Source organism: Tangfeifania diversioriginum, assembly GCF_900141875.1.
GTDB classification, from domain to species: domain Bacteria; phylum Bacteroidota; class Bacteroidia; order Bacteroidales; family Prolixibacteraceae; genus Tangfeifania; species Tangfeifania diversioriginum.
Window position 1 is genome coordinate 49,785 of sequence record NZ_FQZE01000021.1, and the last position, 17,332, is coordinate 67,116.

The 17,332-nt window shown below is 43.7% G+C and carries 11 protein-coding genes; 7 read left to right on the forward strand and 4 right to left on the reverse strand.

The genetic code is table 11. The annotated features are described in order from the left end of the window. Positions 1–30 precede the first annotated feature (30 nt). Positions 31–1,656: an ArnT family glycosyltransferase gene (locus BUC07_RS13480; RefSeq protein ID WP_073170382.1), complete on the reverse strand. Its 1,626-nt coding sequence runs from the start codon at positions 1,654–1,656 to the stop codon at positions 31–33. 82 nt (positions 1,657–1,738) lie between these two features. Here BUC07_RS13480 and BUC07_RS13485 point away from each other — a divergent pair, with 82 nt between their 5' ends. The 4 genes from BUC07_RS13485 (at position 1,739) to BUC07_RS13500 (ending at position 10,067) form a co-directional block, all read left to right on the forward strand. Further along, positions 1,739–2,422 (forward strand): hypothetical protein, encoded by a 684-nt coding sequence (locus BUC07_RS13485; RefSeq protein ID WP_073170385.1) that lies wholly within the window; start codon positions 1,739–1,741, stop codon positions 2,420–2,422. Positions 2,423–2,524: 102 nt separating this feature from the next. Then, complete coding sequence (gene argH, locus BUC07_RS13490; protein WP_073170483.1) at positions 2,525–3,856, forward strand: argininosuccinate lyase; 1,332 nt, start codon at positions 2,525–2,527, stop codon at positions 3,854–3,856. 227 nt (positions 3,857–4,083) lie between these two features. Continuing rightward, on the forward strand, positions 4,084–8,604 hold the full coding sequence (gltB, locus tag BUC07_RS13495; protein ID WP_073170486.1) for a glutamate synthase large subunit: 4,521 nt from the start codon (positions 4,084–4,086) through the stop codon (positions 8,602–8,604). A gap of 35 nt (positions 8,605–8,639) precedes the next feature. Further along, positions 8,640–10,067: a glutamate synthase subunit beta gene (locus BUC07_RS13500; RefSeq protein WP_073170388.1), complete on the forward strand. Its 1,428-nt coding sequence runs from the start codon at positions 8,640–8,642 to the stop codon at positions 10,065–10,067. A 60-nt stretch (positions 10,068–10,127) separates the two neighbouring features. Here the strand turns inward: BUC07_RS13500 and BUC07_RS13505 are convergent, their stop codons facing one another. Beyond that, on the reverse strand, positions 10,128–11,066 hold the full coding sequence (locus tag BUC07_RS13505; RefSeq protein WP_073170391.1) for a lysophospholipid acyltransferase family protein: 939 nt from the start codon (positions 11,064–11,066) through the stop codon (positions 10,128–10,130). A 26-nt stretch (positions 11,067–11,092) separates the two neighbouring features. Then, complete coding sequence (locus BUC07_RS13510; protein WP_073170395.1) at positions 11,093–11,986, reverse strand: lysophospholipid acyltransferase family protein; 894 nt, start codon at positions 11,984–11,986, stop codon at positions 11,093–11,095. 97 nt (positions 11,987–12,083) lie between these two features. On the opposite strand from BUC07_RS13510, the gene BUC07_RS13515 reads away from it, so the two are divergent. Together BUC07_RS13515 and BUC07_RS13520 are read left to right on the forward strand one after the other, a co-directional pair. Continuing rightward, a complete protein-coding gene (locus tag BUC07_RS13515; RefSeq protein WP_083578258.1) occupies positions 12,084–12,860 on the forward strand; it encodes a glycerophosphodiester phosphodiesterase family protein in 777 nt (258 codons plus the stop codon). A gap of 49 nt (positions 12,861–12,909) precedes the next feature. Continuing rightward, positions 12,910–14,418, forward strand: a complete 1,509-nt coding sequence (locus BUC07_RS13520; protein WP_073170398.1) for a bifunctional ADP-dependent NAD(P)H-hydrate dehydratase/NAD(P)H-hydrate epimerase — start codon at positions 12,910–12,912, stop codon at positions 14,416–14,418. 3 nt (positions 14,419–14,421) lie between these two features. On the opposite strand, the gene BUC07_RS13525 is transcribed toward BUC07_RS13520, so the two are convergent. Beyond that, complete coding sequence (locus tag BUC07_RS13525; RefSeq protein WP_073170401.1) at positions 14,422–16,062, reverse strand: ATP-binding protein; 1,641 nt, start codon at positions 16,060–16,062, stop codon at positions 14,422–14,424. 152 nt (positions 16,063–16,214) lie between these two features. On the opposite strand from BUC07_RS13525, the gene BUC07_RS13530 reads away from it, so the two are divergent. Next, a complete protein-coding gene (locus BUC07_RS13530) occupies positions 16,215–17,330 on the forward strand; it encodes a DUF4831 family protein (RefSeq protein WP_073170404.1) in 1,116 nt (371 codons plus the stop codon). The last annotated feature ends 2 nt before the right edge of the window (positions 17,331–17,332 follow it).

A 17,332-nucleotide genomic window follows, 5' to 3' on the forward strand; every position in this document is an offset into this window, starting at 1 on the left:
TTTATTTCTGATTTTATCATTGCCAGGTTGTTACTCAATTCTTGCAAGTATGAGATGTTTAAAATGCTGCTCCCTTGTTTTGGGGTTCAAAAACGGCAGCGACTGCCGGGTGACTGTTTTGTGCTGAAATATTTTTTCGACAATTACATTTTTTTCCATCTCCCGCAGTTCTTCCAACCCTTCAGAATTGGTGAAATACCAGCCTGTTTCTTTCCGTTCATAGTTTTGAAAATCTTCTTTTTCCAACAGGTACCTTCCGGGGTTTTTCGAGTAGAGAAACAGCTCCCAGTACCTGGCTCCCGGTCCGTAAATGTTTAATGTGGCATTTTCGGGTGCATGCTGGTTGAAGTACCGGCTGGCATCAATCGACGACTGGTATTGAAGCATCGAGGGAAGTATGCTGGTGTTCAGCGAAAACAGAAGGAACACAGTAGAAATGGTGAGCATGACTATTTGTTTTTTTAAACCGGTTGGCCGGAAAAACAAAAAGAAAAAAACAATCAGCAGAATGCCACTGAAAATCCAGTAAAAAATAGTTGTTTCAGGATAAAAATAGGTGGTAAACACCAGGCTCAGGAAGATTAGAATAATTGCCAAAACCCGGTTGGCCGAAAAAACAAATCGCTTTAATTTTGAGGTTTTGTCGCTGTTCAAAACTTTTAGTGCCCATTTAGCCGAAAGAATAAAAATGAATGGGACAACTGCCAGCATGTAGTGCGGATTCTTTTGTTTGGCAATACTCAAAATAATAAGGTAAAGTAAAATGGCTCCAATGGTAAAGAACTCTTTGCTTTTGGCTTTGGTTTTTATCAGTTCTTTTATTTCCAGAACGATTGCTGTAAATGCAAAAAAGGTCCAGGGGGCCAGCACATACAGTGCAGTGTGAATGTAAAAAGTAGGGTCGGTGTTGCTTCCCACGTAGCTTCCGGTAATGCGCCCCATGTTGTTTGTCCAGAAATAAAAAATGATTCCTTCAGCGCCAAACTGGTTTACCAATCCGATTAATGCCGGTGAAATAATTATCCCGACAATTAAAATAGCAGCAAGCCATCGCAGGTTGAAGATGTCTTTAAAACGTTTATGAAACAAAAGGTCGGCTCCAATGGCAAATGCCGGAATGGCCATTCCCACCGGGCCTTTGGTGAGCATGGCCAAGCCTATGCCAACCGAGCCCCACACGAATTGATGCCACTTTCGGTTTCTGAAAAACAGGGCAAATTGCCACACCGAAAAAACAACAAAAGTGGTTAAAAGCGTGTCGGTGTGAATATCGTTGTGAAAGTGCAGGTAGGCTACCGAAGTGATCCAAAATGCTGTGGCCAGTAGTCCGGTTTCCTTTCCATATAAAAGTTTTCCCAGTTTGTAGGTGGAAAAAATTCCCAGTAACGAAATGAGAATTACGGCCAATTTATAGGCAACAATCGAAAAACCGAACAATTGAAATGAAAAGGCTCCAGCCCAGAAAAGAAGCGGTGGTTTCTGGTCGTAGGGAGCTTCGGCAATGGTCAGGTTTATCCAATCCTGGTTGGTAAGTATTTCGCGGCTCACCTGCGCATATTTGGCCGCGTTTGAAATTAACTCAACCGGCAGGCCTGTTATGCTTATCAGAATTGCTGCAAAAAATGCAAGTATTATGAAAGAGCGATTAAAAGTCATTTAATATAGATTAATTGGCATCCTGATTTCTAAAAATATTAATTTTGGCGCAAAAATACATTCTAATTCAATAATTCAGGCCATGAAAAAGGAGAATTCTCTTGTTACCTTACTCGATATTGTTGTTTACAGCCTTGTTTTCGGGATCATTATTGCGGGAAAAATGCTTGGGCTCCGGAGCTACGATTTATTTTTTGAGCTGGTGCAGGAGGATGGTCTGGCCGAGTACCTCACTGCCTTTTTTTTATTTGCCGTGGCTGTTGTTTTTGCATTCAGGGCCGTTCGCTCAATAAAAATGAAAAACAGGTACCATCTCATTTTCAATATACTCATGTTTCTTGCGTTTGTTTTTGGGGCAGGCGAAGAAATCTCATGGGGGCAGCGGTTGCTCAATACCGAAACCGGGGAGTTTTTCCAGCAATACAACTACCAGGGCGAAACCAACCTGCACAACCTGGAAGTGGGTGGCGTTAATTTGAACAAGCTGATTTTTTCGCAACTCATGCTGGTGGCGCTGGTTTTTTATTTCATGTTGCTGCCGGTTCTTACCCTGAAATCTGATTTCATCCGGAAGCTGGTAATTCGTTTCGATGTTCCTGTGCCCAAACTTCACCATGCCACAATTTTTATTTTTCAGAATATTTTTATTCTCTGGATAAACCTGCTTAAAGTTGATGAACTGCACGAACTTTCGCTTGCCAGTATTATGTTTCTCATTTTAATGGCGCCCGCTACCGAAATAAAAGGGAAAGCGGTTCGGGAATGATTTCAGCTTAAAACAGCTTTCACCATTTAATTTTCATGCATTTTGCCCCTTTTTAAATAATGTGATGTAATTTTGGTCAAAATTGAAATTGAAAATTTTATCATGAAACTTTGGGAAAAAGGAATTCCGGTAAACGAGGCTATCGAAAAATTCACTGTTGGAAAAGATCGCGAACTTGATTTGTACCTGGCGCCTTACGATATTTTGGGTTCCATGGCGCATGTAACCATGCTCGAATCAGTTGGACTGATTGAAAAAGAAGAACTTCCTGTTTTGCTGGAGGCTCTGAAAAAATTGTATCGGCAGGCTGCTGACGGAAATTTTAAAATTGAAAACGGTGTGGAAGATGTCCACTCGCAAGTAGAATTCCTATTAACCAAAGAACTGGGCGATTTGGGCAAAAAAATTCACAGCGGGCGGTCGCGAAACGACCAGGTGCTGATCGATTTAAAACTCTTTACCCGCGATGCCATTAAAGGAATTGTTCTGTCGGTTGAGCAGGTTATTGAGACGTTGCTGGCCAAAAGCGAAGAAAATAAAGACGTTTTAATGCCCGGCTACACTCATCTTCAGGTGGCTATGCCATCGTCGTTCGGGTTGTGGTTTGGCGCTTATGCTGAAAGCCTGGCCGACGATTTGGAACTGCTGTTATCGGCTTTTAAAATTGTGAACCAAAACCCGCTGGGCTCTGCAGCCGGCTACGGATCTTCGTTCCCTCTGAACCGCCAGATGACAACCGATTTGCTCGGTTTCAGCAACCTCAATTACAATGTGGTTTATGCACAAATGGGGCGCGGGAAGATGGAAAAAATTGTTTCGTTTGCGCTGGCAAATATTGCCGGAACGCTGTCAAAACTGGCATTCGATGTTTGTTTGTTCAACAGCCAGAACTTTAATTTTGTCTCCCTGCCACCCGAATTTACGACCGGTTCGAGCATAATGCCACATAAAAAAAATCCCGATGTTTTTGAACTTATTCGTGGTAAATGCAATAAAATACAGGGAGTTCCCAATCAAATTACTTCGGTGGTAAACAATTTGCCATCCGGCTATTTTCGCGATTTGCAGGAGGTGAAGGAACTGTTTCTTCCGCTTTTTTCGGAGTTGGATAATTGTCTTTCGGTTGCCGGCCTGGCACTGGGGAAAATCGTAGTGAACAAGAATATCCTTTCAGAAGAAAAGTATAATTACCTGTTTAGCGTGGACGAAGTAAACAGGCTCGTTGTGGAGGGAATTCCGTTTAGAGAGGCCTACAAACAGGTGTCCGAAAAAATAGGGAAGGGTGAATTTGAGCCCGTTAAAGAAGTTGTGCATACCCACGAGGGCAGTATCGGAAACCTGTGTCTCGATAAAATTTCCGCAAAGAAAACACAGGTAATTGAAGCGTACCGTTTCGAGCGAATGGAGAAAGCGATAAATAAACTACTCAGTTAATTTTGCTTTTAATTGCAAAAATTTTCATTCCTTCTGCATAAAAATCAAAGTTAATTGTATGTTACGAAACACATTTTTTTTAGAGTCAAGTAGCAAAACATCATACTTTTATCTAAATTTGATTTCACTTCGTTAGTAAAAGCAGTGTTTTGCTTTCATTTTTACACAAAAGTTTAATTGCACTGTTTGGCACCGGAGAAAACAAGTAACTTAAAAAATTAATGACTATGCAGATGAGATTACCTGAAGCAAAGGGATTATATAACCCGGCTAATGAGCATGATAACTGTGGAATTGGATTTGTAGCCCATATAAAAGGTAACCCATCACACGATATTATCAGAAAAGGTCTCGATGTGCTTCGGAATATGGATCACAGGGGGGCAATCAGCGCGGATAATTCAACCGGCGATGGGGCAGGAATGTTGTTGCAAATTCCTCACGACTTTATTACCCGGGAACTGAAACTCGATGTGGGTGAACCGGGCAAATATGGCACCGGTTTAATCTTTTTACCCAAAGACACCAAAGAAGCTGAATTGTGTATCGAAGTTTTGTCGAAACATATTAAAACAGAAGGATTAACACTGGTAGGCTACCGCGACGTGCCGGTAGATAGTTCGGCCCCCGGCGAAATTGCCAAATCAAATGAACCGTTCATCAAACAGGTTTTTGTAAAGGCTGATCTGGAAAGCGATGTGCTGGAAAGAAAATTATATATCGTACGCAAACTGGTTGAAAAGGAGATTTTAAATTCGAATTTGAAATGTAAAGAAAACTTTTATCAACCAAGCCTTTCGGCAAAGGTAATTGTTTACAAGGGAATGTTGACACCCGACCAGCTTGCTGCTTACTATATCGATTTAAAAAACGAGCAGTTTAAAAGTGCCATAGCATTGGTGCACTCGCGGTTTAGTACCAACACATTTCCCACGTGGGATTTGGCGCAACCCTTCCGGATTGTGGCCCACAACGGCGAAATCAACACTGTAAAAGGAAACCGCCTCTGGATGCAGGCACGCGAAGCCCTCATGAAATCTGAGGTTTTTGGGGAAGATCTAAAAAAACTTCTACCTGTGATTGAACCGGGCAAATCCGATTCAGCTTCGTTCGACAATGTGCTCGAATTTTTGCACATGGCTGGCCGGACCCTGCCGCATTCGCTTTGCATGATGATTCCCGAATCGTTTAACGAGAAAAACCCGATACCAGAAAGTTTAAAAGCTTTTTACGAATACCATTCCACCATTATGGAGCCGTGGGACGGGCCTGCTTCTATGGTCTTTTCCGATGGCCGCTACATAGGCGGAACACTCGACCGAAACGGATTGAGGCCTTCGCGCTACGTAATTACCAAAAATGATTTGATAGTAATGGGATCGGAAGTTGGGGTTCAGGCATTTCCGCCCGAAGATATAGTTTCAAAAGGAAGGCTGCGCCCGGGGAAAATTTTGCTTGTGGATACGCAACTGGGGATTATTATTCCCGACGAAGAAGTGAAAAGCCAGCTTAGCCATCGGAATCCTTACGATATGTGGCTCAAAGAGAATCGCCTGTTGATGGACGACATCAAAGTGAAAAAACGGGTGCCTTCTGCAATCGATAATTTTGCCACCTACTCAAAAGCTTTTGGCTATTCGAAAGAAGAAATGTACGACCTGATTAAGCCAATGAGCGAAAAAGCAGCAGAGCCAACCAGCTCGATGGGAAATGATGTACCACCTGCAGTTTTTTCTGATAAGCCAAAACGTTTCTTCGAATATTTTAAACAGATGTTTGCACAGGTGACCAACCCAGCCATCGACCCCATCCGAGAAGGATTGGTAATGGCGCTGACAAATTACATTGGTTCGCTGCATTCCAATATTCTGGTAGAAACGCCGGAGCACTGCAAGCTTATTAAGTTTAAAAGCCCGATTGTTACCAATACCGACCTTGGGAAAATTAAAGATTTGAAGGATGAAATGTTTTCACACAAAGTAATCCAGATGGTATTCCCCGTTAAAAAAGGGGTGAAAGGATTTGAAGCAGCCCTTGATAAAATGTTGAAAGATGCCGAATGGGCTGTGGACAACAACAAAAACTACATTATTCTCAGCGACCGGAAAATCAGTGAAGAACAGGCTCCAATCCCGTCACTGCTTGGAGTTGCAATGGTACACCACCACCTCATTAAAAAACAAAAACGCATGCAGGTGGGGATTATTGTTGAAACCGCCGAAGCCCGTGAGGTTACTCATTTTGCGCTTCTGTTGGGATATGGTGCCAGTGTGATTAATCCGTACCTTGCTTTTGCCGCTATCGATTATATGGTGAAAGAAGGTAAAATTGACCTGGAATACAAAGAGGCTCGGAAAAATTACATCAAAGCAATCGATAAAGGGTTGTTGAAGGTATTTTCGAAAATGGGGATTTCAACGCTGCGCAGTTATCACGGGGCCCAGATTTTCGAATCGATAGGCGTTAGCAAAGCGTTAATTGACAAATATTTTACAGGCACGGCAGCAAAAATCAGTGGAATCGGTCTTGAGGAAATTTGCAAAGAGGCTACGCTGTTCCACGAAAAAGCCTACAAAAAAGAAGCTGCACCCAAACCGTTCAGTTTTGAAAACAATGGAGTATATGCCTGGCGGAAAAACGGAGAACATCATGCCTGGAATCCCGAAACTATTGGGTTATTGCAATGGTCAACCCGCACCAACGATTTTGCAAAATTCAAGGAATTTACCAGTTTGGTTGACAAGCAAAACAGGAAACCGGCGTTTATCAGAAGCCATTTCAACTTTAAAAAGAACCCGATACCAATTGAAGAGGTTGAGCCGGAAGAGGCAATCATGAAACGTTTTGTAACCGGCGCAATGTCTTACGGTTCAATCAGCAAGGAGGCCCACGAGGCACTGGCCATTACGATGAACACCATTGGCGGGCGCAGCAATACCGGCGAAGGAGGTGAAAATCCCGAACGTTTCGGCACCAACCGCAACAGTAAAATCAAGCAGGTGGCATCGGGCCGTTTTGGTGTGACCAATAATTACCTCATTAATGCCGAAGAGTTGCAAATTAAAATAGCACAGGGAGCCAAGCCGGGAGAAGGCGGCCAGTTGCCGGGCTACAAAGTGGATAAAATAATTGCCAAAACAAGGAACTCCACACCGGGAATTACACTCATTTCTCCGCCTCCTCACCATGATATTTATTCAATAGAGGATTTGGCGCAGCTGATTTATGACTTGAAAATTACCAATCCAAAAGCTGCCGTTTCAGTAAAATTAGTTTCCGAAGATGGGGTGGGGACCATTGCTGCAGGTGTATCTAAAGCATTTGCCGATGTCATTACCATTGCAGGTACTTCCGGTGGAACAGGTGCCAGTCCGGCCAGTTCTATTAAACATGCCGGAATGCCCGTTGAACTGGGAATTGCCGAAACTCAACAAACGCTTGTTCTTAACAACTTACGCGGAAGGGTAAAACTCCAGGTTGACGGACAGTTGAAAACAGGACGAGATGTTATTTCGCTTGCCTGCCTGGGAGCCGAAGAGTTTGGTTTTTCAACCGCTCCGCTGATTGCACTGGGCTGCGTTATGATGCGTAAATGCCACATGAATACCTGCCCGGCAGGTATTGCAACCCAGGATGAGTCGCTGCGGAAGAGGTTTATTGGAAGGGCAGAATATACCATTAACTTTTTCAGGTTCCTGGCCAAAGAAGTCAGGGAATACCTTGCTGAAATGGGATACCGGAAATTTGAAGATATTGTGGGACGCACCGACTTGCTGGAGGTTGATCCTGAGGTAGTAAACTGGAAATCAAAAAATGTTGATTTCTCAGATTTGCTGTACATGCCCGATGAAGCGAAACAATTCCCGATTCATAATATTCATCCCAATACAAAGAAAATTGAAGGGCACATTGATTTGGACCTGATTAAGGAAGCCAAAAAAGCCATTAAAGGGGCCGAAAAAGTTTGGATTTCACACAAGATTATAAACGTTGACAGGACAACCGGAGCGATGTTGTCGGGCGAAATTTCCAAAAAATATGGCGAAGAAGGTTTGCCCGATGATACCATAAACTGCACGTTCCACGGTACGGCAGGCCAGAGTTTTGGCGCCTTTTTGGTGAAAGGGGTTACTTTCAGGCTCGAGGGCGATTCCAACGATTATATTGGAAAAGGGCTCTCCGGAGGGAAAATTATTGTCGTTCCCCCATTCGGAACAGCATTTAAACCCGAAGAAAATATTATTGTGGGAAACACTTCCTTTTACGGTGCCACGCGCGGCGAGGCCTACATCAGGGGAGTTGCCGGAGAGCGTTTTGGTGTCCGGAACTCGGGTGTGCATGCCGTTGTTGAAGGCACCGGCGACCATTGCTGCGAATATATGACCGGCGGAAGGGTGGTGGTACTCGGCTCAACAGGCCGTAACTTTGCTGCCGGAATGAGCGGTGGAATTGCTTATGTGCTCGACAGAACAGGCAATTTCGATTATTACTGCAACAAAGGTCTTGTTGATTTAACCCCGGTGGAAGATAAAAGCGATGTAACCGAATTGCAGACGCTTATCAACAACCACCTGCTTTACACACACAGTACACTTGCCGCCGAAATTCTCACCAACTGGGAAGAATACCTTCCCAAATTTGTGAAAGTTATTCCATTCGAATACAAAAAAGTGCTGGAAGAACAAAAGCTGGTAGAGCTGCAACAGAAATTGCAGTTAACGGAAGACGATCCGTCGCGGCATGAGTAAAAATTAGTATTAACTGAAAAATTCGACAATAAGATATGGGAGATCCAAAAGGTTTTATGACTGTTCCCCGGCAAAATGCGGGGTATCGTCCGGCAAAAGAGCGAATTTATGACTTCGGCGAAGTGGAGCAAACGCTTAATATAAACGACAGGAAATTACAGGCTTCGCGGTGCATGGATTGTGGCATACCTTTTTGCCACTGGGGCTGCCCTGTGGGTAGTAAAATTCCTGAATGGCAGGATGCACTTTACCGCGGAAACAAAGAGGAAGCTTATGCTATTCTGCAATCAACAAACAGTTTCCCTGAAATTACAGGGAGGATTTGTCCGGCGCCCTGCGAAAAATCGTGTGTGCTTGAAATTCACGAGGAGCCGGTAACCATTCGCGAAAATGAATGTGCTACCATTGAACAGGCTTTTGAAGCCGGGTTGGTCACACCTAATCCGCCGCAAATTCGCACGGGGAAAAAAGTGGCTGTTATTGGCTCCGGTCCGGCCGGACTTTCTGCCGCCGATCTTTTAAATCAGGCCGGTCACCTTGTTACTGTTTTCGAAAAGAACGACGCCGTTGGCGGCCTGCTTCGTTACGGGATTCCGGATTTCAAACTGAATAAGAGGGTAATCGATCGCCGCTTATCGATATTTGTTGATGAAGGCATTGAATTTAAAACCGGAGTTCATGTTGGGAATGATATTTCGAAAGAAGAACTTTTAAAAGAATTTGATGCGGTTTTGCTGGCCGTTGGTGCTGAAAATCCGCGTAATTTACCCGTGAAAGGTCGTGATTTGGAAGGCGTGCATTATGCAATGGATTTTCTTACCCGCCAGAACAAAATTGTTGCCGGGCAAAAGTTGCCCGAAGATGATATGATTTCAGCCAAAGGGAAAAATGTGCTGGTAATTGGCGGCGGCGATACAGGCTCGGACTGCGTGGGTACTTCCATTCGCCAGCAGGCTAAATTGGTAACACAAATTGAAATTCTTCCCAAACCGGGCGAAAAACGTGGCGATAAAGATCCCTGGCCCTACTGGCCCAATATTTTGCGCACTTCGAGTTCGCACGCGGAAGGTTGCGAACGCCGCTGGAGCCTTTCAACCAAACAGTTTATTGGCGAAAACGGAAAGTTGAAACAGGTAGAAGTGGTGCAGGTGGAATGGGAAAAAGATGAAACAGGGCGTTTCAGGATGAAAGAAATTCCCGGCACTGACGAACTGCTCGATGTTGATTTGGCGCTCTTGTCAATGGGGTTCACCCAACCGGTGCACAGTGGTTTGCTGGATACGCTCGGCGTTGAGTACGACCAGCGGGGAAATGTGAAAGTGGATGAATATAAACAAACGTCAGTGGAAAAAATATTTGCTGCCGGCGATTCGGAAAAAGGGGCCAGTCTGGTGGTGCATGCCATTGAAGCCGGGAAGGTTGCTGCCCGGGGCATAGATGCATTTTTAGCCGAAAGCAAATAAATTAACTTCAGAATTTTTAATTGATAGCAGGGAGTGTCTCGTTTTACCGGGCACTCTTTTTTATGTTGTCAGCGGAATATCAGCTGGTCGCTGATGTTTCCATCGGCGGTGCGACCACAAATAGTGCTCGGGTTCTTTGGCGATTATTTCTTCCATTTTGCGCACATATCCCAGTAAAATTTCATTTGGTTCCACATCTTTAGGGTTCAGGAACAACGGCACGAGATGTACTTTGTATTTTCCTCTCGCTATTTTGGTAACCTGCTGGAAAAACACCGGTTGATTGGTTCTGGCTGCAATTTTTTCCGGCCCAGAAAAAAACGGAGCTTCGCGGTTCAGAAAAACAGTCCAGAATTTTGAGTTGCGGGGCGGCGTTTGGTCGGCCCCAAGCCACAACGCTGTTGGAATGCCTTTGCGGTGATACGCTATGGTTGCCCGCCCGGAGTGGTGAACCGGAATGCATTTGCCGCCCCATTTTTCGCGCGAATGCAGCATGAATTTTTCCATGGACTGGTTGCCGCGTACAGGGTTGTATATCATTAACCCTAAATGTTTTGCCTTATTCTGGACAAAGCTGCACCACTCCCAGTTGTTGTGGTGCATGGCCAAAATGATTATGCTTTTTCCTTCTTTGTAATATTTATCAACAAGTTCAAGCCCGGTAAATGAAATCCGCTTATCCATCTGGCGCTCATCCATGCTGTGAAGTTTAATTGTTTCCACCATTAAATCGGCCAGGTGGCGGTAAAATTTGCGGGCAATATTTTTCAATTCGTTTTCCGGTTTTTCGGGGAATGCATGGCGAAGATTATCGAAAACCACCCTGCGACGGTACCTGAAAACGTGTTGTACAAAAAAGTTCAGCACATCAGATATTCCAAAAAGCACCCAAAACGGCAACAACGAAATTAAATAGAGCAACCCGGTAATCATCCGGTTGAGGTTTTTCTTAAGGAAACCTTCGTGGTAGCGTTTATCCTTTTTTGCCAGTTCGTTCATTTGTGTAATTTCTGAAAAATTATATTTTAACCTTGCAGCGGGACTCCTTCGGGGCGTTCGTACTTCCAGCGTTTGTGCGACCACAAGTAATATTCGGGCTGCCGGTATATTACTCCTTCCATTTTATTGATATAGACTTTCATTATTTCAGCCTCGCTTTTGTCTTTCGGGTTTTCAAACAATAGTTCAAATTCCGACTCGTATTTACCGCGCTCCTTTTTTATTATTTTCTGAAAAAATACCGGGTGGTTAAATCGTTTTGAAATGGATGCCGGACCGGGGTAAAACATGGTTTCACGGTTCAGGAAAACCATCCAGAATTTGTGAAAGAATGGCGGCGTTTGGTCGGCTGCCAGCCAGGTGAAAACCGGCTCGCTGTTTTTTTGTGCTGCAATCAAAGTCCTTAAAATAAGCGAATTTGAAATGAGTGAAGCTCCCGTTTTTTCACGTGACTGATTCAGGTATGCATCGAATTTTGGGTTGTGCAGCGGTTTGTACACGCCCAGTATTTTATGTTTCAAACTGAGCGGAAGGCAGCTGCTCCACTCCCAGTTATTGTAATGCATGGTGAGCACAACCACACTCCGTCCTTTTTCGTAATAATTGTTTAGTTGCTCTGTATTCTTAAAAATCATTCGTTCCCGGAAATCCTTTTCAGTCATTCCGCCCATTTTAATGGTTTCAACAATTAAATCGCACAGGTGCCGGTAATATTTTTTGGCAATTTGATTTATCTCTTTTTGTTGCTTTTCGGGAAATGTTTTTCTTAGGTTTTCCTGCACAACATTTTTGCGGTAACCGGCAATATAATAAACCATCACAAACAAAATGTCCGATAAAAAATAGATAATTTTAAATGGCATTCTGGCTATCTGTTTCAGAAAAATGAGTCCAATATCTGTTGTAAATGCTGGTTTCATAGTTGATTGAAAGATGCAGCAAAACTACATTTTTTAAAGCACATTTGGACATAAAACCTTTTTCCTTTTTATCTTTGGGCATAAAATAAAATTTACCATGAAGTATCAGATAACACTATTATTCGCATTTTTTACATTCGGAGTATTGGCCCAGCCAACAATAATTGCCCACCGCGGAGCTTCCTATCTGGCACCTGAAAATACCGTGGCAGCCGCCAACCTGGCCTGGGAACTTGGAACCGATGCTGTGGAGGTGGATGTTTACCTTACCAAAGACAAAAAAGTAATGGCCATTCATGACAAGGACACAAAACGAACCAGTCCCGGTGAAAACAGCTATGTAATAAAAGACACACCCTCGGAAGTGTTGCGCGAACTCGATGCCGGCGCATGGAAAGACGAAAAGTACAGGGGCGAAAAAATTCCCTTTCTTTCCGAAGTTATTGAAACAATACCGGCGGGGAAAAACCTGGTTGTTGAAATAAAGAGCGGAAGTGAAATTATTCCGTATCTTAAAAGTGTTGTTGAAAATAGCGGGAAACAAGACCAGATCATTTTTATCGCTTTTGGCTGGGAAACAATTCTCGAAACAAAAAATGTATTCCCCGGCAATAAATGCTACTGGCTCAGTTCAGTAAAAGAAGGACTGGAAGAAAAGATGGAACAGGCAGCAGGTGTCGGTCTGGAAGGCATAAACCTGAACTACAAAATTGTGGACAAAGAGTTGGTAGAAAAAGCTGGTAAATACAATCTGGAAGTATTGGTGTGGACGGTTGACAACCCTGAAATTGCCATGGAATTGAAACAGGCCGGAGTGGTTGCCATTACCACCAATCGCCCTAAGTGGCTGAAGGAAGAAATGGAGAAACTGTAGTTTATTATCATCCTCGTTTCGTTCTTTTGAAAATCAAAAATCTGCTAAAATGAAACTTTTTACCACAAAACAAATTGCCGAAATCGATAAGTTTACCATTGAAAATGAACCTGTTGCCGATATCGATTTGATGGAGCGGGCCGCTATGCAGGTTTCCAACTGGCTGGTTTTTCGTTTTACAACTGAACAGCGGATGTTATTTTTTGTGGGGCCGGGCAACAATGGTGGCGATGCGCTGGCCATTGCCCGCCAGATGGCTGATTTCAATTTTTGGTGCGAAGTATTTTTGCTCGATCTGGGAAAAGAGCTGAAAGGTTCGCCGGCCATCAACTGGCGGCGGCTTGAGAAACAGGGCAAAGTCAAACTTGCAAAAATTTCCAAACTCGATGAATTCCCCGAAATCGAACCGACGGATGTTTTCCTCGACGGGTTGTTTGGTTCCGGCTTAACACGACCGTTGAAAGGATTGCCGGCTGAAATCGTGGGCAAAATAAATGAACTGCCCAATACAGTTGTTGCCATTGATGTTCCCAGCGGATTAATGGGGGAAAACAACACCGGCAATAATTTTGAAAGTATCTTAAAAGCCGATTTTACACTCACTTTTCAGTTTCCAAAAATTAGTTTTTTGTTTGCTGAGCACGAAAAGTTTACCGGCCAATGGGAGGTTTTGCCAATCGGGTTGCATCCGGGAGGGATTAAAAAAACACCCTCAGACGTGGTTTTTGTTGAAAAGGAAGATGTTGAGAAGCTGTTTCCGGCACGCTCCAAATTTTCGCATAAAGGAACCTTTGGCCACGCATTGTTGATTGCTGGCAGTTATGGAAAAATGGGGGCCACTGTGCTCGCATCAAAAGGTTGCCTGCGTGCCGGTACTGGTTTGCTCACGGCACATGTGCCACGGCTCGGCTATTCCATTATCCAGACTGCAGTGCCGGAAGCCATGGTGAGTATCGATCCGCATGATTTAATGTTTACTGAATTTCCCGATTTGTTGCCATTCTCAGCCATTGGCATTGGCCCGGGCATTGGTTTGAAAAACAATTCACAAAAAGCACTTCACGAATTGATTGAAAAAGCAGAAGTTCCCATGGTTTTGGATGCCGATGCGCTTAATATTCTTTCAGAAGATTTGGGATGGCTAAAAAAATTGCCTGTCAATTCCATTCTTGCTCCACATCCTGGTGAGTTCAGAAGGCTGGTTGGCGATTCGGAGAATTCGTGGGAACGCATAGAAAAACAACGGAAGCTGGCGAAGGATTACAACGTTATTGTTTTGCTGAAAGGCGCGTTCAGCAGTATTGCCACGCCCGACGGAAAGCTGTATTTCAACTCCACCGGAAATCCGGGAATGGCCACAGCCGGCAGCGGCGACACGCTTACCGGAATTATCCTCGGACTGCTTGCCCGGCGCATTCCCCCGGCCGATGCTGTTGTTGCTGCGGTTTATTTACACGGTCTGGCAGGCGATTTGGCAGCTGCCGAAAAATCAGAAACAGCATTAATTGCTGGTGATGTTATTGATTTTCTGGGGAAAGCTTTTCTGGAGGTCGGGTAGCTATTATTGGTCGGGTTGGCCATTTGGGATGACAACAAAAAAAGTTGAGCCTTTGCCCGGTTCCGATTCAGCATGGATTTTTCCGTTCAACATTTCAACATAACCTTTGGAAATGGATAAGCCCAGACCAGACCCTTCAAAACCGCGGTTGTGCGATAAGTCGGCCTGAACAAAATGGCTGAAAATAGCTTTCATCTTTTCCGGAGGAATGCCTTTCCCTGTATCTTCTACAAAAAAATCAGCCTCTTCGCCGTTCCATGAATACCCGATGGTGATGGAACCTTTGGAAGTGAATTTGACTGCATTTTTTACCAGGTTCATTAAGATGGAATTTAGCTTGTACGCGTCGGTAAAAAAAGGACGGGACGAATACGTTCCGTTTTCACGGACATTAAATTTCAGGTTTCTGGCCCTGATTTCGGGATTAAAAAACTGATACAAATCGTTAACCACTTTTTTAATATCAACTTCATCAATTTTTACCGATTCAATTCCTGCTTCAATTTTTGATATGTCGATGATGTTGTTGATGGTTGTGAGCATTCGTTCGCCACTCTGCTCGATGAGTTCAATAAATTCTTCCTGTTCATTTTTGGAATTTTCATGGGATTTCAGTAAATGGGTAAACCCCAGAATTCCATTCATGGGTGTTCTGATTTCATGGCTCATGTTGGCCAAAAAAGCAGATTTCATCCTGTCGCTTTCTTCTGCTTTTATCTTTTGTTCTTCCAGCTCTTTCATTATTTGCGAATTCAGCTCAAGTTGATGCTGAAGGTCCATTGTTTTTGCCCGTACCCGTTTATGCAGAATTTGGTTGACAATAAACAGTAATGAAATAATTCCACCGGCGATAATGGCTGCAATAAGAAAATACCTGGAGTAGTAATCCCAGCCGTGGTGTGTTATGTTGTAGTTTTTTATCCATTTGTCGTAAATCCGCTGGTATTCGCCGTTGGCCATAATAATTTCCAGTCCGTTATCGATGGTCCGCGCAAACTGCTCGCTGTTTTTTGAGATTTTGAACCCCATGTTTCGTTCCAGCACTTTGTTGTCGCTCGAATAAATGTAGTCCTTTCCCAATTCCTTTGCATGATAAATACCGGCAATCTTTTGGGAAATGGCACAAAGGACTTCTTCTCGTTCAAGCGCATCAAGCAACTGGGTGTAGCTGGTTACAAAAATAAACTCGGTATTGGGATTTATAGAGCGAACGTAGTGGGTTAAAACATCGTTTTCCCACAATGCTACAACTGGACGGCTCGTAGTTCTCAGCACTTCCTGCGAAAATTTTTTGTGATTTTTTGTATTGTACAAAAAGCAGTGGGAAGTTTGAATTACCGACCGGCTGTAAAGATAGTTGGCATCCGGGTGCCCCGGGTAATGTGCGCCTGCAATAGCTTGTATTTCATTGTTTTCAATGGCGTGGTTGATATTTTCCCACGAGTCGCTGACAATTTCCAAATCCAGGTGGTAAATATCTTCTATGGCTTTTAGGATATCTACATTAAAACCAACAAGTTCGCCCTCTGCATTTATATAATTATAAGGTGGATAATTATTGCTTATCCCAACTTTTATTTGGCCAAAAGATTTGCTGCTGAGCAAAATAGCTAAACAAAATAAGGCAAAAACTATTTTGGGCATTTTAAATGTTTTGGAATTTATACAAATCTATAAAATAATATGATATAAGTAATCATTTGATGAACAGATTGCTTTCTGCCAACCATTGATGGAACTTTTTCCTTGAAATGCGCAATAAAAGTTCTATTTTTAGGTCATAAATAAAAAACATTATGCAGCGAATAGTTTTAATCATTTTGACAATATTGATTGTTGCGCCGGCGTTTGGCCAGCGGAACAGAAGAGGAGACGAAGAGGCCGAACCAGGGTATGTGGAAGGTATTACCTATGCATTGCCCCGAACAGGAGTGAGGATTTATGTGAAAGCCACCAGGGTAACTTTCGAGCCCGGGCCTTATGCCGCTTATGCCGGGGAGCTGCTCGGAATTACCGATGCCCGCACCCGCGGTTCGGTGCAGTGGCAGTTCGACGATGTGCAAATGGAAACCTTCCCGGAGCCCGATCCCAATCATGTTTATAAAGCAATGGGAGAAGGTGCTTTTTCAGTTAACCTGACACCTGAAGGTTGCCTTGCCGGAATAAATTCACCCACCGATGTTTTTGGGATAAATGAAGTGAAAACAAATCTTTTTATCAGCGGGGATGCAAATGACGAAGATTTTTCGTTTGCCAGTTTCAATGATTCCCCGCTTTACACTGAAGGAGATTCAACCAATAACTACCGTCCTGTGCGGGTTAGTGATGAGAAAAAAGCAGCCGATGCAGCCGCACGTATCCTGGAATGCCGGCTCACAAGGTTTCACATGGCTGCCGGATTAATGGATGAATTCCATCCTGACGGTGTTGCCTACGAAGTTAGCCTTAATGAACTCGACCGGATTGAAAGAAACTACCTCAGTTTATTTACCGGAAGGACAACTTATAAAACCGAAGAGTTTAGTTTTGATTTTATCCCCACTGTCTCTTCAACCGGAAGCGGAGAAGTGGTTTTTCGTTTTTCAGAAGAAAATGGCGTGGTTCCGGCCTCAGATCTTTCCGGCAAACCGGTTACGGTAAAAGTGAACCCGGTAGAAAATTTGAAAGCAAAATACACCAGCCTGGCATCATCTGAAAATCCTTCAGCCGGCGAGAGCGGAGTCTATTACCGCATGCCCGGAATGGCCAACGTGGAGATTATTTTTGAACTGAAAACCATTGCTTCTGCACGCATTGTACTGCCCCAGTTTGGCGAAACAGCTCCCGTACCGGAAGAGCTGCTGTTTGGCGATTACAGTATCGAATTTCATCCCGGCACAGGTGCCATTAAATCGGTAACCAAAAATGAATAAAT